The sequence below is a fragment of the Rugosimonospora africana genome (assembly GCF_016862975.1).
Lineage (GTDB): Bacteria > Actinomycetota > Actinomycetes > Mycobacteriales > Micromonosporaceae > Rugosimonospora > Rugosimonospora africana.
Window position 1 is genome coordinate 1 of sequence record NZ_BONZ01000006.1, and the last position, 25,424, is coordinate 25,424.

Here is a 25,424-nt window from a genome sequence, read left to right on the forward strand (position 1 = left end):
AGGCTTTCACAGTGCGCAGCCGGTCGGGGCGTCAGCCGATCGCTGTCTGGCCGGTCGGGACCGCGTGACGGGCCGTTTCGTCTGCCGGGCGCTTGCCAGACCGGCTGGCAGGCTCAACGCGGCGGTCAGGACACCAGACCGGTGCGGAAGCCGGCCGCCACGGCATGTGCCCGGTCACGCGCGTTCAGCTTCCGGAACAGCCGCCGGGCATGCGTCTTGACGGTGTCCTCCGACACGAACAGGTCCCGCCCGATCTCGGCGTTGCTCTTGCCGTCGGCCATCCCCCGCAGCACCTGCAGTTCCCGCTCGGTCAGGGCCGGGCGGCGGGGGCGGGCGCCCTCCTCCTCGCGCTGGCTGGGCACCAGCGACTCCCGAGCCTCCCGGGCGGCCGCCGACTCGGCACCGGCCGGGGGCGCGACCACCTGCGCGGGTTCCGGCCAACCGCCGTCCTCCGGGCCGGTGCCCTTCGCCCCGGTACCGGGTGCCGACTGGGCACCGGTACCGCCGTCGGCACGGGTACGCCCCGGCAGGCACAGCAGCAACAACGTCTTCGTGACCGCGGTGACCAGATCCTGGTCTCCGCTCCGGATCACCCCTCGCGCCCCGGCAGCCACAGCGGCCGCCGCGACCTGACTGTCCTCCGGGCCGAACAACACCAGTGTCGCGCCTGGCGCATGGGCCAGCGCACGACGGACGAAACCGACCGGATCGGGTCGGGTCAACGCAGTATCGACAAGGATCGTGTCGGCCGGGCGTTCCGCCAGCCTGGCCATCACCTCAACCGCGGTCACCGCCGTCCGTAGCGCGGAGGCCACTCCCACGCGATCGGCATAGACCGCAATCGCCTGTGCCGCCACGGACGACCGCACACACACCAGGACCGTACCCACTCTCTGGTCCTCCTCTCCTTTGAAGGGGACCACGAAAGTCTCAGTCCGTTACGGCATTTCAGCGAAGTGCCCCAACCTAGCTGGATATCGGGCGTTTCGCCGGATGCTTAGGACTCGATGGGGTCGGGTACCACGGCTTCGGCGTTCGTACAACTCGAACGGCGATACCTACAGGAGGAAGCAGCGATGGCGAACGTACGCAGGCTGCCCGGGCCAATTGCCGACATATGGGAGTGGCAGGTGCAAGGGGTATGCCGCGGACGGGACAGCACACAGTTCTTCCATCCGGACGGAGAGCGCGGATCGTCTCGGAGTCGGCGGGAACGCAACGCCAAGGCGCTCTGCATGGGATGCCCGGTACGGGCGGAGTGCGCCGCGCACGCACTCGGCACACACGAGCCGTACGGAGTCTGGGGCGGCTTCACCGAAGCGGAGCGACTCCGGCTACTTGCCTTGGGCTGGGAAGACACCGCCGACCGGTACGGGCACCGGGTCGACGTACCCCGGCTGGAGGCCCGCCTCGAACCGGCGCGGATCAGCTGAGCCCGCCGCGGGCCGGGACTGCCGGTGTCCGGCCCGTGGCGGGCCCCCGGGGGCGGAGAGCACCCCACGCGTTCCCGCGGGAGGCGGAGGTCAGTTCACAGAAACGCTGATGGTGTGCCAGCCAGTGGCGCCGTCCGGATCGGGCGGCGCTGAGTCTTGTGTCTGGGTCGCGCCGGCGTTGTCTGTCGCGCGCACCTGGATCCGGTGGTCACCGGGTGTGGCGTCCCAGGTCCACGACCACATGCGCCAGGTGTCCACCGACGGGACTTCGCCGAGTGTGGCCTGCTGCCACGCACCGTTGTCGATCCGCACCTCGACCCGGGAGATACCGCGGTGCTGCGCCCACGCGACGCCGGCCACGGTGAGTTGCCCGCGCCGGGGTGCCGAGCCGTCCCGGGGCGTGTCGATGCGCGACTCCGTTTTGATCGGCGCCTGTTGCGACCAGCCGCGTGGCACCCAGTACGCGGAGTAGTCGGCAAAGCTGGTCAGCTCCAGTTCGCTGAGCCACTTGGTGGCCGACACGTACCCGTACAGTCCCGGAACCACCACCCGGACCGGGAAGCCGTGCTCGATGGGCAGCGGCTTGCCGTTCATCCCGAACGCGAGCATCGCGTCCCGACCGTCCATGAGCACCGCCGTCGGCGAGCCGACCGTGAATCCGTCCACGGCGCGCCCCACCACCTGATCGGCGCCGTCCATCGGTCCGGCCTCTTCAAGCAGATCCTTCAGCGGTACGCCGAGCCAGAGCGCGTTGCCCACCAGGTCCCCGCCGACCTCATTGGAGACGCAGGTGAGCGTCACGTACCGCTCGATGGCGGGCCGGGCCAGCAGGTCGGCGAAGGTGAGGGTCATCGGCTTGCGCACCCGGCCGTGGATGCGCAGCGTCCAGGTGGCCGGATCGACCTGCGGCACGCTCAGCGCGGTGTCGATCCGGTAGAAGTCGTCGTTGCTCGTGACGAAGCTGCTGGCGCCGGGAGTGTCGACGTTCGCTCCGGCCGGTACCGCCGGGGCCGGGCTGGCCGGGGTGGGCAGCGTGACGGCGGCCCGGGCCTTGGACACGTTCTGCCGGTTGGCGATCTGCCGGCCGATGAAGCCGACGACCGCCGCACCGGCCAGTACGCCGCCCGACTCCATCAGGAACCGGCGCCGGTCGTACGGGTCCGGGCTGATCTCGCGCTGGCGCAGCAGGAGGATCATGGCGCCACCGCCGGCGACCGCCCCGAGCAAGGACGGGAACACGTAGCCCGGGCCGGAGTTGGGCCGGGTCACCGCGGCGGCGATGCCGATGATGCCGAACACGCCGATGCCGGCGAGGCCGAGCCGCAGGTCCCCGACCGCCAACGCGCCGATGAGGGCCGCGAACAGGGCCAGCAGCACGGTGGTACCGATCAGCAGGGCGGCCTTGTCGTGGGTACCGAACGTCGCCACGGCGAAGTTCTTGACCGGCTTGGGTACCGAGTCCACCACCACGCCGCCGACCGCCACCAGGGGCGCTGAGCGGGCTCCGGCGAACACCGCGACGACCTCCGCCACCCCGAGCGCGACGGCCGCCGAGGCCAGCCCCGCGAGGGATCCGAACCAGCGGGGTACGCGTGCATCCTTCACTCGTGAAAGTGTCCGCGCGTACCACCCCTGCCGGTAGACCGGTAAGAGATCGATAAGAAAGTTCGAAGGGACGGTACGCGGTGCGTACCGTCCCTTCGAGGTGTTCCTGACCGTTGTATCCCGGTCGGGGTCGGCTCAGAAGCCCGGCCCGTGGGAGTGCCCGTGCCCGTGGCCGTCTCCGGCAGCGGCCGGCTCCGGCTCCTTGGGCTTTTCGACCACCAGGCTCTCGGTGGTCAGCAACAGGCCGGCGATGGAGGCGGCGTTGGCGACCGCGTTGCGGGTCACCTTGACCGGGTCCACGATGCCGGACTTGGAGAGGTTGACGTACTCGCCCGAGGCGGCGTTCAGGCCCTCGCCCCAGCCGCTGGAGCGGACCTTCTCCACCACGACGTACCCGTCGAGTCCGGCGTTCTGGGCGATCCACCGCAGCGGCTCGACCAGCGCCTTGCCCACGATCGTCGCACCGGTCGCCTCGTCACCCGTCAACGACAGGCCCTCCAGCGCCGACCCGACCTGTACCAGCGCCGCACCGCCACCGGGCAGGATGCCCTCCTCGACGGCCGCCTTGGTCGCCGAGATCGCGTCCTCGATGCGGTGCTTCTTCTCCTTGAGCTCGACCTCGGTGGCTGCGCCCACCTTGATCACGGCGACTCCACCGGACAGCTTGGCGAGCCGCTCGTTGAGCTTCTCCTTGTCCCAGTCGGAGTCGGACGCCTCGATCTCCTTGCGGATCTGGGAAACCCGGTCGGCGACGTCCTCGGCCTTGGCGGCGCCGTCGACGATCGTGGTGGTGTCGTTCGTGACCACGATCCGGCGGGCCTGGCCCAGCAGCTCCAGCCCGGCGCTCTCGAGCGTGTACCCGAGGTCCGGAGAGATCACCTCACCGCCGGTGAGGATCGCGATGTCCTGCAGGATCGCCTTGCGCCGGTCGCCGAAGGCCGGAGCCTTCACCGCGACCACCTTGAGCGTCTTGCGGATCGCGTTGACCACGAGGGTGGCCAGGGCCTGGCCCTCCACGTCCTCAGCGATGATCAACAGCGGCTTGCTGGCCTGCAGGACCTTCTCCAGCAGCGGCAGCAGCTCTTCGATCGCGCTGATCTTCTGGGTGGTGACCAGGACGTAGGCGTCCTCGAGGACCGCCTCGCCGCCCTCCGGGTCAGTCATGAAGTGCGGGGACACGTAGCCCTTGTCGAACTGCATGCCCTCGGTGACCTCGAGCTCGGTGGCCATGGTGGAGCCGTCCTCGACGGTGATCACACCCTGCCGGCCGACCTTCTCCATCGCCTCGGCGATCATGTCGCCGACGCTCGCGTCCTGCGCCGAGATCGTCGCGACGTGCGCGATCTCCTCGCGGCCGGCCACCTCGGTGGCCTTGGCGAGCAGCGCGTCGTTGACCGCCTTGACGGCGGCGTCGATGCCCCGCTTGAGGCCGCTCGGGTTGGCCCCGGCGGTCACGTTGCGCAGGCCCTCCCGGACCATCGCCTGGGCGAGCACGGTCGCCGTGGTGGTCCCGTCGCCGGCGACGTCGTTGGTCTTCGTCGCCACCTCCTTGACCAACTGGGCGCCCAGGTTCTCGTACGGGTTGGTGAGCTCGATCTCCTTAGCGATCGTCACACCGTCGTTGGTGATTACGGGTGCGCCGAACTTCTTGTCCAGAACGACGTTGCGGCCTTTCGGGCCGAGGGTGACCTTGACCGCGTCAGCCAGCGCGTTCACGCCGTGCTCAAGCAGGTGTCGGGCGTCGTCCGAGAAGCTCAGGATCTTCGCCATCTCTATCCCTTCACAAGGAAATGCCGTCCTGACGCCCGGCGGGCCGAGCGTCAGGACGGCACATTCGCGGACCGGCCGCCAAGCCCGCCCGGTGTGGGGGCGGGCCGGTCAAGCGGCCGGGCCGGTCGCATAGCCGCGCCGTCGAAACCCTCGGGACCGCCACCCGGCATGCCGGGCGCCGGGACGGCACTATGATCATCTCGGCCTTGACCACCCGACGGGCGGTCGGACCGTTACTGCTCGGGCCGCCGCCTCGCGGCGACGACCCGCCCAGCTCACTTCTCGATAACAGCGAGGACGTCACGGGCGGAGAGCACCAGGTACTCCTCGCCGGCGTACTTGACCTCAGTGCCGCCGTACTTCGAGTAGAGCACCGTGTCGCCGACCTGTACGTCGATCGGAATCCGGTTGCCCTTGTCGTCGAAGCGGCCCGGGCCCACAGCGAGGACAGTGCCCTCCTGCGGCTTCTCCTTGGCGGTGTCGGGGATTACCAGGCCCGACGCCGTGGTCGTCTCAGCCTCGTTCGCCTGGACCACGATGCGGTCCTCGAGCGGCTTGATCGCAACCTTGGTCGCGGTAGTCACGGGCATACCCTCCTGGGGTACTGGATCTTCATCTGTCACATGCCACTCGCGGTCCAGCGAGCTGGAACCAGCAAGGTGGCGTTTTCCAGCGGATCCGTCGTCGCGGGTGCCGGCTCCACCGGGCGTACACCGGCCGGCCAACGGCCAACCGACTAGCACCCTCCATGCGAGAGTGCTAACCGCAGGTTATGCCGGGATCTAGCACTCCGTCAAGGAGAGTGCCAATTGCCGCGCCCGGCGTGCCGGGCGGAGCGGCCGAGGCATTCGGGTCACGGCCGGGTCACGCATCGGACGCCGGTTGGCCACGCCCGTGGCCTGCGGCGGGGACCGTGTGCGTCACTCGGTGCGTTCGACCGGTCGCGTTGCCGAATTGTTACCGCAGACAACAAACTTAACCCGGCCGTCATCTTGTGCCGAGCGCTCCCAGAGGAATACGTTGCCCGGCACAACAATCGGAACGGGAGCCGGCCGAAGGCCGCTAGGGCAGCCAGAAAACCGGGTCCCGGGGTCGAGAAACATCGACAACTGCAAACCAACGACCCCTCCCGCCGCCTCGTGCGGCGCATACCCCGAAAGGACCCATGCAATGCGCAAGGGGATCCTCGCCCTCGCCGCCGCCGGGCTGGTGGTTGCCGGCGGTCTGGCCGCGTGTGGCAAATCCGACGATTCCGGCAGCAGCAGCGGCTCCAAGAAGGCGCCGTACGTCGGCGTCATCCTGCCCGATACGAAGTCCTCGGCCCGCTGGGAGACCGCCGACCGGCCGCTCCTGAAGAAGGCATTCGACGACGCGGGCGTCAAGTCCAACATCCAGAACGCCCAGGGTGACCCCAACGCGTTCCAGACCATCGCCGACCAGATGATCACCGACGGCGTCAACGTCCTGGTCATCACCGACCTGGACGCCGGTAGCGGCACCGCGGTCATCAAGAAGGCCCAGGCGGCCGGCATCCCGGTCATCGACTACGACCGGCTGACCATCGGCGGCGGCGCGCAGTACTACGTCTCCTTCGACAACGTCCAGGTCGGCAAGCTGCAGGGTCAGGGCCTGCAGAAGTGCCTGACCGACGAGAAGGCCCCGAAGGGCACCGTTGTCGCCGAGCTCAACGGCTCGCCGGACGACAACAACGCCACTCTGTTCGCCCAGGGCTACGACTCGGTCCTGAACCCGCTGTACGCGGACGGCACCTACACCAAGGGCCCGAACCAGTCCGTGGCCAAGTGGGACAACGCCGTGGCGGGTACCACCTTCGAGCAGATGCTGACCAGCAACAACAAGATCGGCGGGGCCCTCGTCGCCAACGACGGCATGGCCAACTCGGTCATCGCGGTGCTGAAGAAGGACAACCTGAAGATGCCGGTCACCGGCCAGGACGCCACCGTGCAGGGCCTGCAGCACATCCTCGACGGTGACCAGTGCATGACCGTCTACAAGGCCGTCCAGCTGGAGGCCAAGGACGCCTCGGAGCTGGCGATCGCGCTGGCCAAGGGCGACAAGCCGTCGGTGACCCAGTCGGTGATGGACCCGAAGCTGAACAAGGCCGTCCCGTCCCGCCTGGAGACCCCGAAGGCGATCTACAAGGACAACGTCAAGGACGTGGTCGCCGACGGTTACGTGACCAAGGACCAGCTGTGCACCGGTGACTACGCCGCCAAGTGCGCGGCCGCCGGCATCAGCTGACGCCAGGCCAGGCCCGATCCCCTCACGACCGGCACGCAGTCCCGGCGCCGCGCAGCCCGCGCGGCGCCGGGGCGCTGGTCTTCCCCCTGGTCTGTGAACGACCACCGTTTGACAGGAGCAATCTCCCGTGACCGCCACTCCCATCCTGGAGATGCGTGGGATCGACAAGAGTTTCGGTCCCGTACAGGTTCTCCGGCAAGTCGACTTCACCGCGAACGCCGGCGAGGTCACCGCTCTCGTTGGTGACAACGGCGCGGGCAAGTCAACCCTCGTCAAATGCGTGGGCGGCATCTACCCCATCGATTCCGGCGACTACCTCTTCGACGGCAAGCCGGTCACCGTACACAGCCCGCGCGACGCGTCCTCGCTCGGCGTGGAGATCGTGTACCAGGACCTCGCCCTGTGCGAGAACCTCGACATCGTGCAGAACATGTTCCTCGGCCGCGAACGCACCCGGGGCATCGTGCTGGACGAGCCGACCATGGAAAAGATGGCCAGCGAGACTCTCGACCGGCTGTCGGTCCGCACCGTGAAGTCCATCCGCCAGCTGGTGGCCAGCCTCTCCGGTGGCCAGCGCCAGACTGTCGCGATCGCCAAGGCCGTGCTGTGGAACAGCAAGGTGGTCATCCTCGACGAGCCGACCGCGGCCCTCGGTGTCGCCCAGACCGCGCAGGTACTCGAACTGGTCCGGCAGCTGGCCGACAACGGCCTCGCGGTCGTCCTCATCTCACACAACATGAACGACGTCTTCGCGGTGGCCGACCAGATCGCCTGCCTGTACCTGGGCCGGATGGCGGCGCAGGTCAAGGCCACCGACGTGACCTACTCCCAGGTGGTCGAGCTGATCACCGCCGGTCGCAGCGGCGACCTGGGGCTGCAGGCGGCGGCGGTGGCCGCGGCGGGCAATGGCAACGGATCGCACGACGCCGGCGTGACCGACCTCGGCGACATGAACGGAGCACAGTGATGACCGCCCTCCAGACCCCTCCCGGCCGCACGGAGGTACCCGGCTCCACGAGCCGTTCCCTCGGCGAACACGCCCGTGATTACGTGGGGCGCATCCGAGGCGGCGACATGGGCTCGCTGCCCGCCCTGGCCGGCCTCATCGTGCTGTGCATCGTGTTCGGCGTCATGCGCCCGGTGTTCTTCTCCGACATCAACTTCGCCAACCTGTTCACCCAGGGCAGCCAGGTCGTGCTCATCGCGATGGGCCTGGTGTTCGTACTCCTGCTCGGCGAGATCGACCTGTCGGCCGGCTTCGCCAGCGGCGTGTGCGGCGCGATCATGGCGATCCTGCTGACCAATGAGAATTGGGGCTGGTATCTGGCGATCCCGGCGGCGATCGTGACCGGCGTGATCATCGGCGTGGTCCTCGGCGTCCTGGTGGCGAAGGTCGGCATCCCGTCCTTCGTGGTCACCCTGGCCGCGTTCCTGGCCTTCCAGGGCCTCGTGCTGCTCCTGCTGACCGGTGGCAAGAACATTTCGATCAACGACCCGTTCACGGTCGGGATCGAGAAGGACAACCTTCCGCCGTGGCTGGGCTGGGTACTGCTGATCGTGTGTGTCGTCGGGTACGCCGGCGTGCAGTTGAACCGGGTCCGTAGCCGGCGTAGCCGCGGACTGGCGGTCGACCCGCTGTCGCTGATCGCGATCAAGGTCGGCGCACTGGCCGTCGCCGGCGCGATCGCCGTGTACTTCCTGAACCAGGAGCGGGCCATCAACCCGGCGTTCCACTCGCTCAAGGGCATCCCGAACGTGGTGCCGCTGATCGTGGTGCTGCTGCTGGTCTGGACGTTCGTGCTGTCCCGTACCACCTTCGGCCGGCACATCTACGCGGTCGGTGGCAGCAAGGAAGCGGCTCGCCGGGCCGGCATCAACGTCGACCGCATCCGCATCTCCTCCTTCGTCATCTGCTCCGGCATGGCGGCGTTCGGTGGAATCGTCGCGGTCAGCCGGGCCAACTCCGTCGACCCCAACACTGGCGGCAGCAACATCCTGCTGTACGCCGTGGGTGCGGCGGTCATCGGCGGTACCAGCCTCTTCGGCGGTAAGGGCAGGGTCATCGATGCGGTGATCGGTGGCGCGGTGGTCGCGGTGATCGACAACGGCATGGGCCTGATGGGGTACAGCGCCGGCACCAAGTACATCGTCACCGGCGTTGTCCTGCTGCTCGCCGCCGGCGTCGATGCGCTGTCCCGCCGGCGGGCGGCGGCCAGCGGTCTACGCTGAGCGCCGGTCAGGACACCATCCGGAGACGAACCCACCATGCGCGCTGGCCCCAGCCAGGAAGAGATCCGTCGACAGAACCTCGGAGCTCTGCTTCGCCAGGTCCACGTGCATGGTGCCGTCTCCCGTGCCGAACTCACCAACGCGCTCGGGCTCAACCGCTCGACCATCGGGGCGCTGACGGCCGACCTGGCCGCCGCCGGTCTGGTGCGCGAGGAACTGCCCAAGGAGACCGGCCGCGCCGGCCGGCCGTCCCTGGTGGTACGAGCGGAGTCCGAGCGCATCTTCGTGTACGCGCTGCTGATCGGCGTGGACCGGCTGGTGGCGGCACGGATCGGACTGGGCGGCGAGATCCTCGACCGCCGGGAACGGCAGCGCGGGCGGGGTGAGTTCGTCGCCTCCGACGTCATCACCCCGCTGGCCGAGTTCGTGAACGAGATGCACCGCAAGGCCCCGGAGGAGTCCACCTGCGTGGGTACCGGGGTGGCGGTGGCCGGCATCGTCCGGCGGGAGGACGGCCTGGTCCGGCTCGGCCCGATGATCGGCTGGGTGAACGAGCCGCTGGGTACCGCGCTCCACGAGGTACTGGCGATGGACGCGCCCACCTACGTGGGCAACGACGCCGACCTGGGTGCGCTGGCCGAGCACATTCGGGGCGCGGGTACCGACTCCGACAACATCATCTACCTCAGCGGCGACGTCGGCATCGGCGGCGGGATCATCGCCGGCGGACGGCCGGTCGCCGGACATGGCGGGTACGGCGGCGAGGTCGGCCACATGGTCGTCAACCCGAACGGCAAGCCGTGTATCTGCGGGGCGCGCGGTTGCTGGATGACCGAGGTCGGCGAGCACGCGCTGTTGGCCGCCGCCGACCGGCAGGGAATCGGCCGGGAAGGCATCCTGGCCGTCGTCGACGCTGCCAACCGGGGCGACGCGCTCGCGCAGGCCGCGGTCCGCGACGTGGGCGACTGGCTGGGTTTCGGCGTCGCCAACCTGGTCAACATCTTCAACCCGGAGACCGTGATCTTCGGCGGTACCCTCCGCGACCTGTACCTGGCCGGCGCCGCCCAGGTGCGCAGCCGGCTCAACCGCAACGGGCTGCCCGCCTGCCGCGAACACGTCCGGCTGCGTACCCCCGGACTCGGCGACGACTCGTCGCTGATCGGCGCAGCCGAGCTGGCCTTCCAGCGACTCCTGGCGGATCCGCTCGATGTCGGTGCGCCCGCGACCCAGCCGGCAGAATCGACCGTGTGACCCCGGAACTGCTGGTTCAGTTCAGTACCCCGGCCGGCGTGGCGGCCCTGGACGCGGCGGCCGAGCTGGCCGACGCACCGCCACTGACCGCCGCGTCGGCTCTGCGCGCCCGTGGCCTGCCGCCGGACCTGGCGGCAGCCGCCCACACCCAGGCGGTACTGCGGCTGCGTGCCCGGGCGAAGTTCGGACCGGACGCCGCCGTCATGTTCTTCACGCGACCCGGCCTGGAGCAGGCGACCCGTTCGGCGGTGGCCGGTCGCAGGGCCCTCCGGCTGGCCGAAGCCGGCGTCACCCGGCTCGCCGACCTCGGCTGCGGCGTGGGCGCCGACACGTTGGCCGCCGCCCGGGCCGGGATCAGCGTGCACGCGGTCGACGCCGACCCGCTGACCGCCGCGGTCGCCGCCGCCAATGTCCGGGCACTCGGGCTCGACGACCTGGTCACCGTGGCCTGCGCCGACGCCAGCGCCGTCGACCTGTCCACTGTGGACGGAGTGTTCTGCGATCCGGCACGCCGGCGGGGCGGCTCACGAGTGTTCGATCCGCGCGCCTACTCGCCGTCGTGGGACTTCGTGGCCGGGCTACGGGACCGGGTACCCCGCACCGTACTCAAGCTGGCACCGGGCATCGCCCACACGCTGATCCCCGCCGGAGCCGAAGCCGAATGGGTGTCGGTGGACGGCGATCTGGTGGAGGCAGCCTTCTGGTGCGGCCCGCTGGCAGTGGTGCCCCGCCGCGCCTCACTGCTCGGGCCCGATACCCAGACGCTCACCGGTACCGGCGAGCGGGAGGCGCCGGTCGGCCCGGTCCGGCGGTACGTCTACGACCCCGACCCCGCAGTGGTGCGCGCGCACCTGGTGGCGGAGTTCGCGTCCACTGTGGACGGTACGCTGGCGGATTCCCGGATCGCTTACGTCTACGGGGATTCCGCGGTACCCACCGGGTTCGCGCGCTGCTTCGAGGTCGAAGAGGCCATGCCGCTGTCCGTGAAGCGGTTGAAGGCGGTCCTGCGGGAACGCGGCGTGGGCCGGCTGACCATCAAGAAGCGCGGCTCGGCCCTGGACCCTGATGAGCTGCGGCGGAAGCTGCGCCTGGACGGACCCGCCGAAGCCACCATCATCCTGACCCGGGTGGACGACGCCCCGACCGTGCTGTTCGCCACACCGGTGATCCGATCCAGGGCCTAATGTTGGCGGCGTGGCGGGACGAGGAACACCGGCGACGGCGCTGCTGACCAGGCAGAAGATCGACTTCACGATCCACACGTACGAAGTCGGCGAGCACACCTCGGGATATGGCGAGGCAGCGGCGGCGGCCCTGGGCCTCGAACCGGACCGGGTGTTCAAGACCCTGGTGGCGGCCGTGGACGGCAAGCTCACGGTGGGCGTCGTGCCGGTGTCGGGCTCGCTGGACCTCAAGGCGCTGGCGGCGGCCGGCGGGGGCAAGCGGGCGACCATGGCGGAGCCGGCAGCGGCGGAGCGGGCGACCGGCTACGTGACCGGCGGCATCTCGCCGTTCGGTCAGCGGACGCGGCTACCGGTGGTGGTGGACGAGTCGGCGCTGCGCTGGCCGTCGGTGTACGTGTCGGGCGGCCGGCGCGGCATGCAGGTGGAGGTGACCCCCGGGGATCTGGTTCGGGTCACCGGGGCGACGCTGGACCGGATCGCGGCCTGAGCCTGCGGCTTCGCTCCACGGAGAGCGTGCACCGCGGGGTGGTCTGGACACGGCGCTTGGTGGCGTGGCTCGGTCACGGCGTCCGGTGGCGAACCGCCCACCAGATCAGCATCACGATGAGAGCGCAGAGGACCGCGACAATGGGGATGACGATCAGGAGCGCGGTACCGGGGCCGGCCGGCTGAGCGACAGCGGAGCTGCGGCTCGGGGACTGATCGGTCGCGGAGGGAGCGGTGCTGGGGCTGGCGGACAAGGGGGGTACGTCGGCGGTGAGGGCGGCGACGATGTTGATGACGCCGTACCCGTACTCGTTGTCGCGGCCGGGCGGCCCTTTGTCGGTGGCGGTGGCGGTCAGTCGATGGATCACTTCGGCGGCGGACAGGTTCGGGTACTTTGCCCGCACAAGCGCAACGGCACCAGCTGTAATAGAGGTTGCGTCGCTGGTACCGGTACCGCTGGAGTAACCATCGCCAGGCCCGGTCTGATAAATATTCACGCCAGGCGCAGAGAGCAAGACTTGGGGTCCGTCGGTCGAGCCCGAATAATGGTTACCATTGCTATCGACAGAAGCCACGGCAACCACACCAGGCAATCTGGCCGGAACGCTGACGGCCAAGGCGCCTTCGTCGCGGTTACCTGCAGCCGCGACTATCACTATGTCCGAATTCTCCGCGCCCTGAACAGCAGCAACGAGGGAAGGGGTGGGAGTCACAGCGTTTTGTGAGATTGAAATTACCTTGGCGCCGGACTCAACAGCGAATTCGATTCCCTTCGCCATATCATCGGCGATGTTGGAATTATGACCATCATCGCCAGTATCGGCGACTGGTAGTATCTTCGCCCCTGGAGCGATGCCGAAGGCTCCCTCGTTTCTCCCATGTCCGTGTGCTGCTATATTGCCTGCCATCCTTGTTCCATGGCCAGCAGCATCGACCTGTGCATCATCGGAGCGGGTGCCCGAGTACGTGACCTTACCAAGCAAGACGTTTCCCGCTAGATCTGGATGCTTAGCATTGACGCCCGTATCGACAACCGCGACCACGACTCCCTCACCGCTGCTGATCTCGTGTGCTTGCGAGACATCGAGATAGGCAAGGAACCATTGCCTATCTCCGGCGACATCAATCGATGGCGATGCGCTTGAAAAGATCAAGCAGATCGACGCTTGGATCGCCGTAGCGCTCATTACAGCCCTGAAGCTCATCAGCGGTCGATCCCGAGCACACCTGGTCCGGGGTCAAAATGGGTCGGTTCTGGCGATGGCCCAATGACACCTGGTACACCCTCTGGTACTTGCCAAGTATCATTGACATCGTATTCGCGATTTCGGCGCAACTCGCGCGGTCGCTCAATCGTAGCCCGACCACCACCCATTAAACCCATTCCCGGATCATTCCCACCTACGACTCCTCCGACGCGATTCACGGACCGTTGTTGCGGTGCAGTACGCCCGCTTCCTTGGAGCTGTTCATCATCGATAAAAGAGCCGCGACGCGTTACGCGCATAGTCGACGAACCGCGTTCCCCTTGGATCACCCCGGACTCGTTGACGGATCGCAGGCCGATCGAGGGTTCGTATACGCTTCTATCCGCTGGAGTGTCGGGTCCTGTCATTTCTGACGGATCGACGAGACTAGTAGCTGCGGGGCTCCTGCTTGAGGTGGTGATCGTCATCGCTGGGTCGGAAGCCGTCAACCTTGGAGCAATCGTGTCGGAGCGTCGACCCGACGTAGAGGTAGACGTAGAGGCAATAGCCGTCGACTGGATGCCTTCGGCCTCACCTCGACTTGTCGGTACTCGAGCTGGGCGCTCGGCGCTGGATTCTGTCGACGGGTCCGCCGATGGTCTTTCTTGAGGAATGAATGCGTCCGACGCTGGCGTCGACTGAGGCGGCTGGTAGTCGTCAGCGGTCGCGTAGTGGCGCCACGAGTCCATCGCCGCACTCCCCAGCGACTCCATGATCTCGGTCGCCTGCGTATGTAGCTGCTGCTGACGCCGTACCACCGAAGCCCCAGCCTTCGCCTGCGCCCCTAGCTGCCGCATCGCCTCCGACTCCTCGTACACCCGCTGCAGCTTCGGCCGTGCCTCGTCCACCGCGTTCGCCAGCGTCACCAACGCCTGCCGGTTCGCCACCGACACGTCAGCAAGCTGCTGCGCCGAACCGATCAACTCGTCGAGCCGCCCGAGGTACATCGCGGCCGCGTCGCTGCGGTCCGGCGACCATTTGCCCGCCAGCCCGTCCCTGTACCACTCCAGGCGCCGCGCCAGCGACTGCGCCGCCTCGTACGTGCTCTGCCACGCGCCCGCCTGGCGGAACGCCTCGACGGTCGACACGTTGCGCAGCAACGACCACATCCCCGGTACGTCGAACCGGGACCACTCCGTCAGACCCGCCGACCGTGCGGCGGCCATCAGACCGCCCTCCGGGTGAGCTGGTCGCGGGCCGGAATCGTCAACTGGTCGGGCGCCGGGATCGACGGCATCTGCGACAGCTGGCCGCCCACGTCGGCGATCGTCGCTTCCGCGAACGCGTCCGATCCCGCGTAGCGGTTCGCGACCTCGTCTGCCGCGTCGGCGAGCGCCACCATCGCGACCGAGTACGCGCTGAGCAGCTGCACCGCCTGGTCCAGGCTCAGCTGGTGCGCGGACCGTGCGAGTCCCAACTCGGCGAATGCCGGATCCGCGAGCACTGTCGCCTGGCCGGATTGGAATACGTCGAGAGCAGTGGTGGCCACCGGCGCGAACCGCTGGCTCTGCTCCTCGCGCAGCACCCGCGCGAAGTCGGCCAGGCCGGCCAGGTCGACTTCCAGGGATCCGTAGCCGCTCGTGCTGTCGTCGTCCCCAAGACGCCCCACCGCTGTCCTCCCCAGGTCGGCGACTCGCGCCATCCGCCGCATCGCTGTGCAATTGCGCGGCTACGGGGAGGTTACCGCCACCCGGCTATACCCCACGACCCCGGCGAGGCGACCTGTGGATAAGACGTCAGCGATCGACGGGCGTGAAATCCCAGGAGTGCGCTGACCGGGCAACCAGGTGCTTGGGTGGATCGGGCAGCGCCTGTGGATTGCTGCGCCACTTGCTGATCACCACCACCCGGTTGTCGGTGGAGCTGAAGACCTCGCTCGATATGTGCAGGTGGTTGGCCTCAATGCTGGGCAGCGCGATTTCACACAGCCAGGACAGCAGGTCGGTGAGACCTTCCGGGTACGCCCGCAGCTCCCACATCCGTACGATCACAGCGCGGCACCTTACACGTTGACGGTGGTCAAGGGCATGGCCGAGTCGGCGGGCAGATCCAGCTTGCTCGGCGTCACTCCGGCGGCGACGAGGTGGGAGCCCAGCGCCGCGACCATCGCGCCGTTGTCGGTACACAGCTTCGGGCGCGGTACCCGCACGGTGATGCCGTGTTTCGCACACCGCTCTTCGGCGAGTGTCCGGATCCGGGAGTTGGCCGCCACTCCACCGCCGATCACGAGCGTCCCGACGCCGTGCGCCCGGCAGGCGTCGACCGCCTTCGCGGTCAGCACGTCGCAGACCGCCTCCTGGAAGCTGGCCGCCACGTTCTCGACCGGCACCGGTTCGCCGGCACGCTCTCGCGCCTCGACCCACCGGGCCACCGCCGTCTTGAGACCGGAGAACGAGAAGTCGTACCGGTGAGCGGCCAGGTCGCGGGCCGCGCTCAGGCCGCGCGGGAACGGGATCGCCGACGGGTCGCCGGCCCGTGCGGCCCGGTCGATCGGAGGGCCGCCCGGGAACGGCAGTCCGAGCAGGCGGGCCACCTTGTCGAACGCCTCACCGGCGGCGTCGTCGATGGTCGAACCGAGCGGGGTGACTTTCCGGGCGAGGTCCTCGACGAGCAGCAACGAGGAGTGTCCACCGGAGACCAGCAGCGCGATGGCGGGCTCAGGCAGCGCACCGTGCTCCAGGGTGTCCACGGCGACGTGGGCGGCCAGGTGGTTGACGCCATAGATCGGCTTCTCGGCGGCCAGCGCGTAGCCCTTTGCCGCGGCAACGCCGACGAGGAGCGCCCCGGCGAGCCCGGGACCCGCGGTCACCGCGATGGCGTCCACATCGGACAGTGCGACGCCGGCGTCCGCGAGGGCACGGTGCATCGTGGGTACGACGGCCTCGAGATGCGCCCGGCTGGCCACCTCGGGTACGACGCCGCCGAAGCGGGCATGTTCGTCCACACTGGACGCTATGGCGTCGGCGAGCAGGGTGTGTCCGCGCACGATCCCGATCCCGGTCTCGTCGCAGGATGTCTCGATGCCCAGTACCAGCGGCTCATCGCGGGCGGTTGGTTGGTCAGTCATCTCGCCTCATCACCAGCGCGTCGGTGTTGCTCGGCTGGTAATACCCGCGCCGCACTCCGACCTGCTCGAAACCGTATGTCTCGTAGAGCCGCTGGGCCGGGCCGTTGTCCACCGCGACCTCCAGCAGAACGCTACCCGCGCCGCGGCCGCGCGCCTCGGCCAGCAACGCCTCCAGCATCGTCCGGCCGAGGCCGTGCCGCTGCTGGTCGCGCCGCACCGCGATGTTCTGTACCCAGGCTTCCCGGCCGTTGACGGACAGGCCGGCGTAGCCCACGATCTCATCGCTGGCTAGCGCGACCAGGTAGTAGTTCCCGTTGGCGAGTTCGTTCCAGAACATGGCCGGTGACCACTGTTCGGCGCCAAAGAGATCTGCCTCGATGGGCAGCAGCGCGTCGATGTGCCACCACCGCATCGGTTCGAGAGCGATCGCGTTGCTCACCGTAGCGCCGGCTTGCGTTCGCCGGGCAGTACCGCGTCCGGCCGGCGCAGGTAGAGCGGAGTCAATGGCTCCGTGGGCATCCGGTCGCGTACCCGGTCGGCTGCCAGTGCCGCGAATCCGGCGGCCGGCGGGTACCGCGGCTCGTCCAGCACGGGCAGTCCGAGGATGTCGGCGTACCGGTGTGCCCCGTCCCCGACCGCCGCGCGGGTGCCGTCGAGCAGCCGGGCGGCGTGCGGCTCGGGACGCGGGTCGGCACCGGCGGACAGCGGCCCGGCGCCGTACGACAGGAGCACGTCGGCCGGCTTGCCGACGGCCGGATCGGTGAGCCGTACTCCGTCCTCGTACACCGCCCAGTAGATCTCCTTACGCCGGGCGTCGGTGGCCACGAGTACCCGCCCCGGGCCGGCGGCCCAGCCGAGCGCGTCCAGGGAGCACACGCCGTACGCCGGAATGTTCAACGAGTCGGCGAGCGCGGCGGCGGTGACCAAACCGACCCGTAGTCCGGTGAATGGCCCCGGCCCCAGCCCGGCGACGACCGCGTCGAGGTCCTTCGGCGTGGCGCCGCCCTTGGCGAGCACCGAGGTGACCGCCGGCGCCAGGAGTTCGCCGTGTGCGCGCGCGTCCACTGTCACCGACGCGGCCAGCAGCTCGACACCGGTGTCGTCCACGGAGGCGAGTGCCGCGGTGACGGCCGGAGTCGCCGAGTCAACAACGACGATCAGCACGCCGCCACCCACGGGTACGCGGAACGGCGGGGCCGGCCGCAGCCGGTACCGATTCTCGAACAATGAGACACAAGCGTCATTTTATGAGAGAGGCCAGACGGGTCGACCAGTCACCCGCATGTGGGATCAGGGAGATCTCCCGGGAGTCGTCGTCGCGGCGGTCGATGCGGATCTCCAGATAGGTGTCGGACAGTTGCTCCGCCATCCCCTCGCCCCATTCGACCAGGGTCACCGAATCGTCCAGCGACGCGTCCAGGTCCAGGCTGTCCACCTCGCCCCGCGGGTCCGCCACGGCGCCCAGGCGGTATGCGTCCGCGTGCACCAGCGGTACCCGGCCACCCCGGTGGATCCGGGCGATCACGAAGGTCGGGGAGGTGATTTCGCCGTCGACTCTCAGCCCCGCCCCGATCCCCTGGGCCAGAGCCGTCTTCCCGGCACCCAGGGGCCCGCTGAGGATCACCAGGTCGCCCGGGCGCAGCAGTTCGGCCAGCCGCACGCCGAGCGCCCGGGTGTCCTCCACTGTGGACGTTTTCATAGTGACACCCCAGCCAGGTAACGGGCAGCGAAGTCCAGATCCTCGCGTAGTGCGGCCATCGGCGCTCCGGCCGGGCCGAACCGGATCGCGGCGGACGGATGATAGGTCGCGATGACCCGGTACGCGCCGACCTCATGCACCACACTCCGGGCGGCGGCCAGCGTGGTACGGCGACCCAGGAACCAGGCGACCGCGGTCAACCCGAGCGCCACGATCAATCGTGGCCGCAACAGGTCCAGTTGACGCTCCAGGTACGGGCGGCACCGGGCGACCTCGTCGGCGGTCGGGCGGCGGTTGCCCGGCGGGCGGCACTTGACGACGTTGACCACGCCCACCTCGGCGCGAGCCATGCCGGAGTCGGTGAGCAACTGGTCCAGCAGCTGGCCGGCCTTGCCGACAAACGGCCGGCCGGCCGCGTCCTCCTGGGCGCCGGGCGCCTCACCGACGAACACCAGTCGCGCCGGCGCGCCCGGCCCCGGGTCGCCGGTCACCACTTTCTGCCGGGTCGCCGCCAGTTCGGCGCAGGCCCGGCAGGAGGAGACCTCGGAGGCCAACTCGGCCCACTCGGTCAGCATGCCGCCACCCCAGGCCGCGCCACGGAACCGCGGCGAGACCGGGCCAGCGCCGCACTCAACACGACGCCGCCCCGGGTCGCGCCACCGAGCCCGGGCGAGGCCAGCGAGAAGCCAACGCGCGTCCCGCACCCAACATCAGTCGACCTGCTCCAGGAAGTCCATGAGCGCGGCGTTCACCACGTCGGGTTGCTCCAGCAACGCCACGTGCCCCGCCTCTGGAACCGGTACGAACTCCGCGTCGGGCAGTATGCGGCAGATCTCCGCCGAGTGGTCCGGCGGGGTGAGTTTGTCTCGCTCCCCGCAGATGACCAGCACCTTGGTCTCCTTGAGCGCTTCCAGAGCCGGGTACCGGGCGTGGGTGTAGATCGCGCGAAGGTACCGGGCCACGACCTCGGTACCGGTGTGCGCGTTCATCTGCTCCACATATCTGACCAACGCCGGACTCGGCCTTTCGGTACCGAACCCGTACTTGCGGATCAGCGCCTGGGCCAGATCCGTGGAGGCCCGCCGGAGTCCGTCGATCATGCCGCCGGTCAGCCGTCCCGCGCCGGTGATCACCGGTATCAGCGGCCGGCTGAACCTGGCCAGGAAGTCCGGCATGCCGAAGGTGACCTCGTCCAGCTTTCCGGCCGAGGTGGAGATGAACACAACGCCGTGGATCTGCTCGGCGAACATCTCCGGGTACAGCTCGGCGAGCGCCATGATGGTCATGCCGCCCATGGAGTGTCCGATCAGGATGACCGGCCCGTCGCCGACGGTCTCGTCGAGGACCCGCTTGAGCGCCTCGCCGAGGGCGTTCAACGTGTATTCGCCCTGGCGCAGCTTGCTCGACCGGCCGTGGCCCGGCTGGTCGTAGAAGACCATCCGGTACCCGCCGCGCCGGGTCAACTCGGTGCGCTGGAAGTGGAACGTACCCATGTCCAGACAGAAGCCATGGATGAAGACGAGCGTGGGCTCCGGCGGGCTGTTCAGGCCGAAGTCCAGATCGATGCCGTCCTCCGGTTCGACGATCTCGACATGCAGGTCGAGGCCGTCGGCCGTGGTCACCGTCGTCATCTCGTCGTATGGCAGGCGACCGAAGCGCTCGTCGGCCAACGGGTCGGCGGCGATGGCGCTGCGGCGGCGCAGGAGCAGCCGTTCCGCGGCCACGCCCGCCGCCACTCCGGCGGCCGCCACACCGACCACCGCGCCCAGCAGGCCGGCCCGGCGGGCGACCCGGTTCCGCTTCGACATGGTCGAAAGGGCTTCAGACACTGGCTACCTCGCCGTCGTACACGCGGGGCACGCGGACCCCACCGATCCGGGTCACGATCTCGTAGCTGATGGTGCCGACCGCGTCCGCCCAGTCATAGGCGGTCGGTTCGCCCTGGTCGCCGGGCCCGAACAGGATCGCGACGTCGCCGGCCCGGACCTCGTCGTCGCCACAGTCCAGCACGATCTGGTCCATGCACACCCGGCCGGCCACAGTGCGGCGGTGCCCGCCGAGCAGCACCGGGCCCGAATTCGAGGCGTGCCGGGGAACTCCGTCGCCGTACCCGAGGGGCACCACGGCGAGCGTGGTCTCCTGGCTGGTGGTGTACGTGTGCCCGTACGATACGCCTTCACCGGCCGGTACCCGCTTCGCCACCATGACCCGACCCCGTACCGTCATCGCCGGCCGCAACCCGAACGTCTCGCCCGGGATCGGGGACAGCCCGTAGACCGCGATTCCGGCCCGTACCAGGTCGAAGTGGCAGTCCGGCCGAGTCAGCAGGGCCGCGGAGTTGGACAGGTGCCGGTACTTCGGGTGCAGCCCGGCACGCTCGGCGACCGCGAGCCCGTCGTGATACTCGGCGAGCTGCGCGTCGATGCTGGGGTGCCCGATCGCGTCGGCGCAGGCGAGGTGGCTCCACACCCCGACCACGTCGAGTTGGCCGTCCGCCTGCGCTTTCGCCGCCGCTGCGACCAGCGCGGCCCACTCGGTCGGCTTGGCGCCGCCGCGGTTCAGCCCGGTGTCGATCTTCAGGTGTACCCGTGCCGGACGGTCCGCCGCCCGCGCGGCGGCGACCATCTCACCGAGTAGTTCCAGACTGCCCGCTGACACGTCGACGCCGGATCGTATCGCCTGTTCCAGCGGTGCACCCGGGGCCAGCAGCCAGGCGAGCACGGGCGTCTCGATGCCGGCCGCACGCAGCCCCAGCGCCTCGTCGACGGTGCAGACCCCGAGCCAGGTGGCACCGGCATCGAGGGCGGCACGGGCGACCGGCACCATGCCGTGCCCATACCCGTCGGCCTTCACCACCGCCATCACCTCGGCAGTGGTGCCAGACCGGAGCCGAGCCACGTTCTGCCGGATCGCCCCCAGGTCAACCCGGATCTCGGCCTGCCACATACCTATACCCTACCGGCCAGTCACCTAGCAGCCCGCACGCCATCGACGGTCGCCTCAGGCGGCGTCGCCCAGGCCCGTGTCAGGCGGCGCCGTCTGGGCCTGTGCTCACCTCCGCCACAGACCGGCTCCGGCTGCGCTCAGGCGGCAGTCTCTAGGCCTGTGCTCACCTCCGCCACAGACCGGCTCCGGCTGCGCTCAGGCGAGCACGGCGGCGACGCTCGACCGCAGCGCGGCCGCCACGTCTGTCGAGGTCACCGGTCCGCCCTCGGCCGCCGCCCGGCCGGCCATGCCATGCGCGTACGCCGCCGCGACCGCCGCCCGTACCCCGCTCAGCCCGCCGGCCAGCAGCGCCGCGAGCAGCCCGGACAGCACGTCGCCGGTACCCCCGCTGGCCAGCGCCGCGGTACCCGTCGGGTTCACCCAGACCTCCCGGTCCGGGGACGCCACCACGGTACGGTCGCCCTTGAGCAGCACAGTCACGTTCAGTTGGTTGGCCAGCCCGAGCGCCGAGGCGACCCGGTCGCCTCCCGGCGGGAACCCGGCCAGCCGGGTGAACTCCCGATCGTGCGGGGTCACCACGGTCGGCGCGGAGCGCTCGCGGAGCAGATCCTGCATCCGGCCGTCGGCCAGCAGGCTGAGCGCGTCCGCGTCCAGGCACACCGGCACCGGGGCGGCGAGTACCGTCCGCAGCTCACCGGCCGCCCGTTCGTCGGTACCCAGCCCCGATCCGCACACCCACGCCTGTACCCGGCCGGCCCGCTCCACGCTCTCGGTGACGATCACCGACGGGTACCTTTGCCGTACGTAGTCGGCCGCCGACCCCGCGTACCGCACCATCCCGGCCGGCCCCGCGCTCGCCCCGGCTACGGAGAGCACGGCGGCACCCGAGTACGTCGAGGATCCGGTCGCGACCCCGACGACGCCCCGGGTGTACTTGTCCGATTCCCGCCCGGCGACCGGCCACCACCCCCGGATGTCCTCCCGGTCGGCGACCCGGAGCACTGGCGGTACCGCCGGCGACAGCCCGATGTCCACCAGATCCACCAGCCCGGCCCGGGTGGCCCCGGCGCCGACCAGGAGACCCGGCTTGAGGCAGCCGAAGGTGACCGTGACGTCGGCGGTGACCGCCTCGCCGGGTACCTCCCCGGTGTCCGGATCGACCCCGGACGGGACGTCGACCGCCACCAGGATCGGGCGCCCACCGTCGGATGCGGTGGACGACGCCGCGGCCGACACCACCGACGCCGCGGTTGGCCGCAGGCCGCCCTTGCCCCCGATGCCCACGACGCCGTCGAGGATCAGGTCCACCACGCCCGGCGCGGCCGCCACGGTTGATCCGCCGGCCGCTCGCAGCGCGGCGAGTCCGCCGGCGTGGGCGCGGTCCGGGTCCAGCAGCAGCGCGCGCACCGCGACGCCGCGGGCCGCCAGCCGGGCACCCGCGTAGAGCGCGTCGCCGCCGTTGTCCCCGGCGCCGACGAGCAGCAGCACCCGCCGCGCGTACACCGCGCCGAACCGGTCGGTCAGCAACTGCGCGCACCGCCGCGCCAGGCCGGCGGCGGCCCGCTGCATCAGCGTGCCGGCCGGCAGGGTGTCCATCAGCGTTTTCTCGGCTGCCCGCACATCGGGCACCCGCCAAGCTCCCGTGCTCACGGCCGACCCACCTCGTCATCCACGAATGCCACCCCTGTCCCGACGATCGTCCGTCTCGGCGACGACCATGGCTGACGCGATGCCGCCGTCGTGCGACAGCGACAGGTGCCAGCGGCCGATGTCCTTCTCGGCCGCGGCGGCCGCGACCGTACCGGAGACGGTCAGCCAGGGCCGCCCGTCCGGATCGGAAACCACCTCACAGTCGTGCCAGTGCAGCCCGGCCGGGGCGCCGAGAGACTTGGCCACCGCTTCCTTGGCGGCGAACCGGGCGGCCAGCGACTCCGGCGAGCGCGGGTTGCCCGACGACGTGGTCCGCTCCGCCTCGGTGAACAGCCGGTCGGCCAGCAGCGGGGTGCGTGCCAGCGCACGGGCGAACCGCTCGACGAGCACGACATCGATGCCGACAGCCACGATCACACGTCAACCCTAGGGGACCGGCCGGAAACCGATCATTCGCCACCGTCGCGCCACCGGGCCGGGATCACTCCACAGTCACCGATTTCGCGAGGTTGCGCGGCTGGTCGACATCGTGCCCGCGGGACGCCGCGATCTCACAGGCCAACACCTGCAGCGGTACGGTCGTCACCAGCGGCGCCAGCAGCGTCGGCGTACGCGGTACCCGCACCAGATCGTCCGCGTACGGCAGCACGGCCTCGTCGCCTTCCTCGGCGATCACGATCGTCCGCGCCCCGCGCGCCCGGATCTCCTGGATGTTCGACACGATCTTGTCGTGCAGCACCCCGCGCCCGGCCGGCGACGGGACCACGCACACCACCGGCGTACCCTCGTCGATCAGCGCGATCGGACCGTGCTTGAGTTCGCCGGCCGCGAAGCCCTCGGCGTGCATGTACGCCAGCTCCTTGAGCTTGAGCGCACCCTCCAGGGCCACCGGGTACCCGACGTGCCGCCCGATGAACAGCACGCTACGCGAGTTGGCCAGTTCCCGGGCCAGCTCCCGTACCGGTTCCATGGTGGTCAGCACTTCCTCCACCTTGGACGGCATGGCCTGCAACTGGGCCACCACGGCGCCGACCTCGTCCGCGTACTTGATGCCACGTACCTGCGACAGGTGCAGCCCCACCAGATAGCACGCCACCAGCTGGGTGAGGAACGCCTTCGTGGACGCGACCGCGATCTCCGGCCCGGCGTGCGTGTAGAGCACGCCGTCTGACTCCCGCGGGATCGTCGACCCGTTGGTGTTGCAGATCGCCAGGACCCGCGCCTTCTGTTCCTTCGCGTGGCGCAGCGCCATCAGGGTGTCCATCGTCTCGCCGGACTGCGAGATCGCCACCACGAGCGTGGAGCGGTCGAGCACCGGGTCCCGGTAGCGGAACTCGCTGGCCAGCTCGACCTCGCAGGGCAGCCGGGTCCAGTGCTCGATCGCGTACTTGGCGACCATCCCGGCGTGGTACGCGGTGCCGCACGCGACGATGAATACCTTGTCGATGTCCCGGAGATCCTGGTCGGTCAGCCGGACCTCGTCCAGCATGATCTCGCCGGCATCGGTCAGCCGGCCGATCAGCGTCTCGGCGACCGCCTGTGGCTGCTCGGCGATCTCCTTGAGCATGAAGTAGTCGTACCCGCCCTTTTCCGCGGCGGACGCGTCCCAGTCGATGTGGAAGTCCTTGCCGGTCGTGGTGTTGCCGGCGAAGTCGGTGATCACGATCTCGTCGGGCGTGATCATCACGATCTGGTCCTGGCCCAGCTCGATCGCTTCCCGGGTGTGCTCGATGAACGCCGAGACGTCGCTGGCCAGGTAGTTCTCGCCGGCTCCCCGGCCGACCACCAGCGGAGAGTTGCGCCGTGCGCCGACCACGACGCCGGGGGCGTTGGCGTCCACCGCGAGGAGCGTGAAGGCGCCCTCCAGCCGCTGGCAGACCCGCCGCATCGCCTCGGACAGGTCGGCGACGTCCGGCTTCTCCAGTTCGCGGCACAGCAGGTGGGCGACGCACTCGGTGTCGGTGTCGCTGGCGAACTCGACGTCGCACCCCTCCAACTCGTCGCGGAGCTGGGCGAAGTTCTCGATGATCCCGTTGTGGATCACGCCGACCCGGCAGTCCGAGGACAGGTGCGGGTGGGCATTGCGGTCGGTCGGACCGCCGTGGGTGGCCCACCGGGTGTGGCCGATGGCCGTCGTACCCCCGGAGATCCCCAACGGCGTCGCGGCGTCCTTCCCGGAGGCCTCTTGCCGGCTCAGCACCGGCTCACCGGCGGGCGTCTCTCCGCTGGTCAGTGGCTGGTCGACCGGCGCGCCTTCCGGTGCGTGCCAGTCGGCGCGCTCCATGAGCGCCTTTTCCAGATTGGAAAGCTTGCCGGCGCGCTTGCAGACCAGAAGCTCGCCGTCGGCGACGACCGCCACCCCCGCCGAGTCGTACCCGCGGTATTCCAGACGACGCAGGCCGTCAAGCACGATCCCCAGCGCCGACCGGGCGCCCGTGTATCCAACGATGCCGCACACTCACTCGACCTTACCAGAGTTTTGAGCATGAGCGATGCGCAAACTACGGTCATTCGCTCAAGCCATTTGCGCGCTAAGCGGATCAATGCCACTCAACACTGATAAATTGCCCCGCACGGGGCGGCTCCGGGAGGTAC

25 protein-coding genes are annotated in these 25,424 nt (G+C 69.5%); 7 read left to right on the plus strand and 18 right to left on the minus strand.

The genetic code is table 11. The features are described 5' to 3' along the window. Window positions 1-125 precede the first annotated feature (125 nt). The gene (locus Raf01_RS01675; protein ID WP_373319444.1) at window positions 126-857 is read right to left on the minus strand and encodes a helix-turn-helix domain-containing protein; all 732 of its coding nucleotides are present in this window, start codon (window positions 855-857) and stop codon (window positions 126-128) included. A gap of 219 nt (window positions 858-1,076) precedes the next feature. Here Raf01_RS01675 and Raf01_RS01680 point away from each other — a divergent pair, with 219 nt between their 5' ends. After that, on the plus strand, window positions 1,077-1,433 hold the full coding sequence (locus Raf01_RS01680; protein ID WP_203915893.1) for a WhiB family transcriptional regulator: 357 nt from the start codon (window positions 1,077-1,079) through the stop codon (window positions 1,431-1,433). A gap of 90 nt (window positions 1,434-1,523) precedes the next feature. On the opposite strand, the gene Raf01_RS01685 is transcribed toward Raf01_RS01680, so the two are convergent. The 3 genes from Raf01_RS01685 to groES all read right to left on the minus strand — a co-directional run bounded on the left by Raf01_RS01685 (window position 1,524) and on the right by groES (window position 5,392). Continuing rightward, the gene (locus Raf01_RS01685) at window positions 1,524-3,038 is read right to left on the minus strand and encodes a sulfite oxidase (RefSeq protein WP_239133295.1); all 1,515 of its coding nucleotides are present in this window, start codon (window positions 3,036-3,038) and stop codon (window positions 1,524-1,526) included. A 135-nt stretch (window positions 3,039-3,173) separates the two neighbouring features. Beyond that, window positions 3,174-4,808, minus strand: coding sequence for a chaperonin GroEL (gene groL / locus Raf01_RS01690; RefSeq protein WP_203915894.1), 1,635 nt, complete (start codon window positions 4,806-4,808; stop codon window positions 3,174-3,176). Window positions 4,809-5,083: 275 nt separating this feature from the next. Then, on the minus strand, window positions 5,084-5,392 hold the full coding sequence (gene groES, locus Raf01_RS01695) for a co-chaperone GroES (protein ID WP_505973660.1): 309 nt from the start codon (window positions 5,390-5,392) through the stop codon (window positions 5,084-5,086). Between the two features lie 586 nt (window positions 5,393-5,978). On the opposite strand from groES, the gene Raf01_RS01700 reads away from it, so the two are divergent. From Raf01_RS01700 to ybaK, 6 genes are all read left to right on the plus strand, one after another. After that, window positions 5,979-7,070: a sugar ABC transporter substrate-binding protein gene (locus Raf01_RS01700; protein WP_203915896.1), complete on the plus strand. Its 1,092-nt coding sequence runs from the start codon at window positions 5,979-5,981 to the stop codon at window positions 7,068-7,070. A 127-nt stretch (window positions 7,071-7,197) separates the two neighbouring features. Beyond that, on the plus strand, window positions 7,198-8,037 hold the full coding sequence (locus Raf01_RS01705; RefSeq protein ID WP_203915897.1) for an ATP-binding cassette domain-containing protein: 840 nt from the start codon (window positions 7,198-7,200) through the stop codon (window positions 8,035-8,037). Further along, window positions 8,037-9,299 (plus strand): sugar ABC transporter permease, encoded by a 1,263-nt coding sequence (locus tag Raf01_RS01710; RefSeq protein WP_203915898.1) that lies wholly within the window; start codon window positions 8,037-8,039, stop codon window positions 9,297-9,299. Before Raf01_RS01705 ends, Raf01_RS01710 begins: the two co-directional genes overlap by 1 nt. Window positions 9,300-9,335: 36 nt before the next feature. After that, window positions 9,336-10,550 carry an ROK family transcriptional regulator gene (locus tag Raf01_RS01715; protein ID WP_203915899.1) on the plus strand — a complete coding sequence of 405 codons (1,215 nt, stop codon included), beginning with the start codon at window positions 9,336-9,338 and terminating at the stop codon, window positions 10,548-10,550. Continuing rightward, the gene (locus Raf01_RS01720; protein WP_203915900.1) at window positions 10,547-11,734 is read left to right on the plus strand and encodes a class I SAM-dependent methyltransferase; all 1,188 of its coding nucleotides are present in this window, start codon (window positions 10,547-10,549) and stop codon (window positions 11,732-11,734) included. The genes Raf01_RS01715 and Raf01_RS01720 overlap by 4 nt, the downstream gene beginning before the upstream one ends. A 10-nt stretch (window positions 11,735-11,744) precedes the next feature. Further along, on the plus strand, window positions 11,745-12,221 hold the full coding sequence (gene ybaK, locus Raf01_RS01725) for a Cys-tRNA(Pro) deacylase (protein WP_203915901.1): 477 nt from the start codon (window positions 11,745-11,747) through the stop codon (window positions 12,219-12,221). A gap of 73 nt (window positions 12,222-12,294) precedes the next feature. Here the strand turns inward: ybaK and Raf01_RS01730 are convergent, their stop codons facing one another. From Raf01_RS01730 to glmS, 14 genes are all read right to left on the minus strand, one after another. Next, window positions 12,295-13,425, minus strand: a complete 1,131-nt coding sequence (locus tag Raf01_RS01730; protein WP_203915902.1) for a S8 family serine peptidase — start codon at window positions 13,423-13,425, stop codon at window positions 12,295-12,297. Next, complete coding sequence (locus Raf01_RS01735; protein WP_203915903.1) at window positions 13,425-14,633, minus strand: hypothetical protein; 1,209 nt, start codon at window positions 14,631-14,633, stop codon at window positions 13,425-13,427. The genes Raf01_RS01730 and Raf01_RS01735 overlap by 1 nt, the downstream gene beginning before the upstream one ends. Further along, window positions 14,633-15,076 (minus strand): hypothetical protein, encoded by a 444-nt coding sequence (locus Raf01_RS01740; RefSeq protein ID WP_203915904.1) that lies wholly within the window; start codon window positions 15,074-15,076, stop codon window positions 14,633-14,635. Before Raf01_RS01740 ends, Raf01_RS01735 begins: the two co-directional genes overlap by 1 nt. A gap of 127 nt (window positions 15,077-15,203) precedes the next feature. Further along, window positions 15,204-15,458, minus strand: a complete 255-nt coding sequence (locus tag Raf01_RS01745) for a hypothetical protein (RefSeq protein WP_203915905.1) — start codon at window positions 15,456-15,458, stop codon at window positions 15,204-15,206. A gap of 11 nt (window positions 15,459-15,469) precedes the next feature. After that, the gene (gene tsaD, locus Raf01_RS01750; RefSeq protein ID WP_203915906.1) at window positions 15,470-16,534 is read right to left on the minus strand and encodes a tRNA (adenosine(37)-N6)-threonylcarbamoyltransferase complex transferase subunit TsaD; all 1,065 of its coding nucleotides are present in this window, start codon (window positions 16,532-16,534) and stop codon (window positions 15,470-15,472) included. Next, the gene (gene rimI, locus Raf01_RS01755) at window positions 16,527-16,946 is read right to left on the minus strand and encodes a ribosomal protein S18-alanine N-acetyltransferase (RefSeq protein WP_203916130.1); all 420 of its coding nucleotides are present in this window, start codon (window positions 16,944-16,946) and stop codon (window positions 16,527-16,529) included. Before rimI ends, tsaD begins: the two co-directional genes overlap by 8 nt. A gap of 23 nt (window positions 16,947-16,969) precedes the next feature. Further along, entirely contained in the window at window positions 16,970-17,698 is a 729-nt protein-coding gene (gene tsaB, locus Raf01_RS01760; RefSeq protein ID WP_203915907.1) for a tRNA (adenosine(37)-N6)-threonylcarbamoyltransferase complex dimerization subunit type 1 TsaB, read from the minus strand. Window positions 17,699-17,774: 76 nt separating this feature from the next. Then, window positions 17,775-18,233 carry a tRNA (adenosine(37)-N6)-threonylcarbamoyltransferase complex ATPase subunit type 1 TsaE gene (gene tsaE, locus Raf01_RS01765; RefSeq protein WP_203915908.1) on the minus strand — a complete coding sequence of 153 codons (459 nt, stop codon included), beginning with the start codon at window positions 18,231-18,233 and terminating at the stop codon, window positions 17,775-17,777. Then, window positions 18,230-18,808, minus strand: a complete 579-nt coding sequence (locus tag Raf01_RS01770) for a uracil-DNA glycosylase (protein WP_203915909.1) — start codon at window positions 18,806-18,808, stop codon at window positions 18,230-18,232. The genes tsaE and Raf01_RS01770 overlap by 4 nt, the downstream gene beginning before the upstream one ends. A gap of 135 nt (window positions 18,809-18,943) precedes the next feature. Continuing rightward, window positions 18,944-20,041: an alpha/beta fold hydrolase gene (locus Raf01_RS01775; protein WP_203915910.1), complete on the minus strand. Its 1,098-nt coding sequence runs from the start codon at window positions 20,039-20,041 to the stop codon at window positions 18,944-18,946. 13 nt (window positions 20,042-20,054) lie between these two features. Then, entirely contained in the window at window positions 20,055-21,179 is a 1,125-nt protein-coding gene (gene alr, locus Raf01_RS01780) for an alanine racemase (RefSeq protein WP_203915911.1), read from the minus strand. A gap of 195 nt (window positions 21,180-21,374) precedes the next feature. Beyond that, window positions 21,375-22,829 (minus strand): NAD(P)H-hydrate dehydratase, encoded by a 1,455-nt coding sequence (locus tag Raf01_RS01785; RefSeq protein ID WP_275412941.1) that lies wholly within the window; start codon window positions 22,827-22,829, stop codon window positions 21,375-21,377. A 15-nt stretch (window positions 22,830-22,844) separates the two neighbouring features. Then, the gene (locus tag Raf01_RS01790; RefSeq protein ID WP_203915912.1) at window positions 22,845-23,246 is read right to left on the minus strand and encodes a holo-ACP synthase; all 402 of its coding nucleotides are present in this window, start codon (window positions 23,244-23,246) and stop codon (window positions 22,845-22,847) included. Between the two features lie 64 nt (window positions 23,247-23,310). After that, window positions 23,311-25,287 carry a glutamine--fructose-6-phosphate transaminase (isomerizing) gene (gene glmS, locus Raf01_RS01795; protein WP_239133296.1) on the minus strand — a complete coding sequence of 659 codons (1,977 nt, stop codon included), beginning with the start codon at window positions 25,285-25,287 and terminating at the stop codon, window positions 23,311-23,313. Between the last annotated feature and the right edge of the window lie 137 nt (window positions 25,288-25,424).

Coding starts and splice junctions, on each gene's coding strand:
- tsaE (WP_203915908.1), bottom strand. CDS start 18,233: ATGAAAACGTCCACAGTGGAGGACACCCGGGCGCTCGGCGTGCGGCTG.
- Raf01_RS01715 (WP_203915899.1), top strand. CDS start 9,336: ATGCGCGCTGGCCCCAGCCAGGAAGAGATCCGTCGACAGAACCTCGGA.
- Raf01_RS01710 (WP_203915898.1), top strand. CDS start 8,037: ATGACCGCCCTCCAGACCCCTCCCGGCCGCACGGAGGTACCCGGCTCC.
- Raf01_RS01680 (WP_203915893.1), top strand. CDS start 1,077: ATGGCGAACGTACGCAGGCTGCCCGGGCCAATTGCCGACATATGGGAG.
- Raf01_RS01735 (WP_203915903.1), bottom strand. CDS start 14,633: ATGGCCGCCGCACGGTCGGCGGGTCTGACGGAGTGGTCCCGGTTCGAC.
- Raf01_RS01775 (WP_203915910.1), bottom strand. CDS start 20,041: ATGTCGAAGCGGAACCGGGTCGCCCGCCGGGCCGGCCTGCTGGGCGCG.
- groL (WP_203915894.1), bottom strand. CDS start 4,808: ATGGCGAAGATCCTGAGCTTCTCGGACGACGCCCGACACCTGCTTGAG.
- rimI (WP_203916130.1), bottom strand. CDS start 16,946: ATGCGGTGGTGGCACATCGACGCGCTGCTGCCCATCGAGGCAGATCTC.
- Raf01_RS01770 (WP_203915909.1), bottom strand. CDS start 18,808: ATGCTGACCGAGTGGGCCGAGTTGGCCTCCGAGGTCTCCTCCTGCCGG.
- Raf01_RS01700 (WP_203915896.1), top strand. CDS start 5,979: ATGCGCAAGGGGATCCTCGCCCTCGCCGCCGCCGGGCTGGTGGTTGCC.
- Raf01_RS01730 (WP_203915902.1), bottom strand. CDS start 13,425: ATGAGCTTCAGGGCTGTAATGAGCGCTACGGCGATCCAAGCGTCGATC.
- alr (WP_203915911.1), bottom strand. CDS start 21,179: ATGTGGCAGGCCGAGATCCGGGTTGACCTGGGGGCGATCCGGCAGAAC.
- tsaD (WP_203915906.1), bottom strand. CDS start 16,534: ATGACTGACCAACCAACCGCCCGCGATGAGCCGCTGGTACTGGGCATC.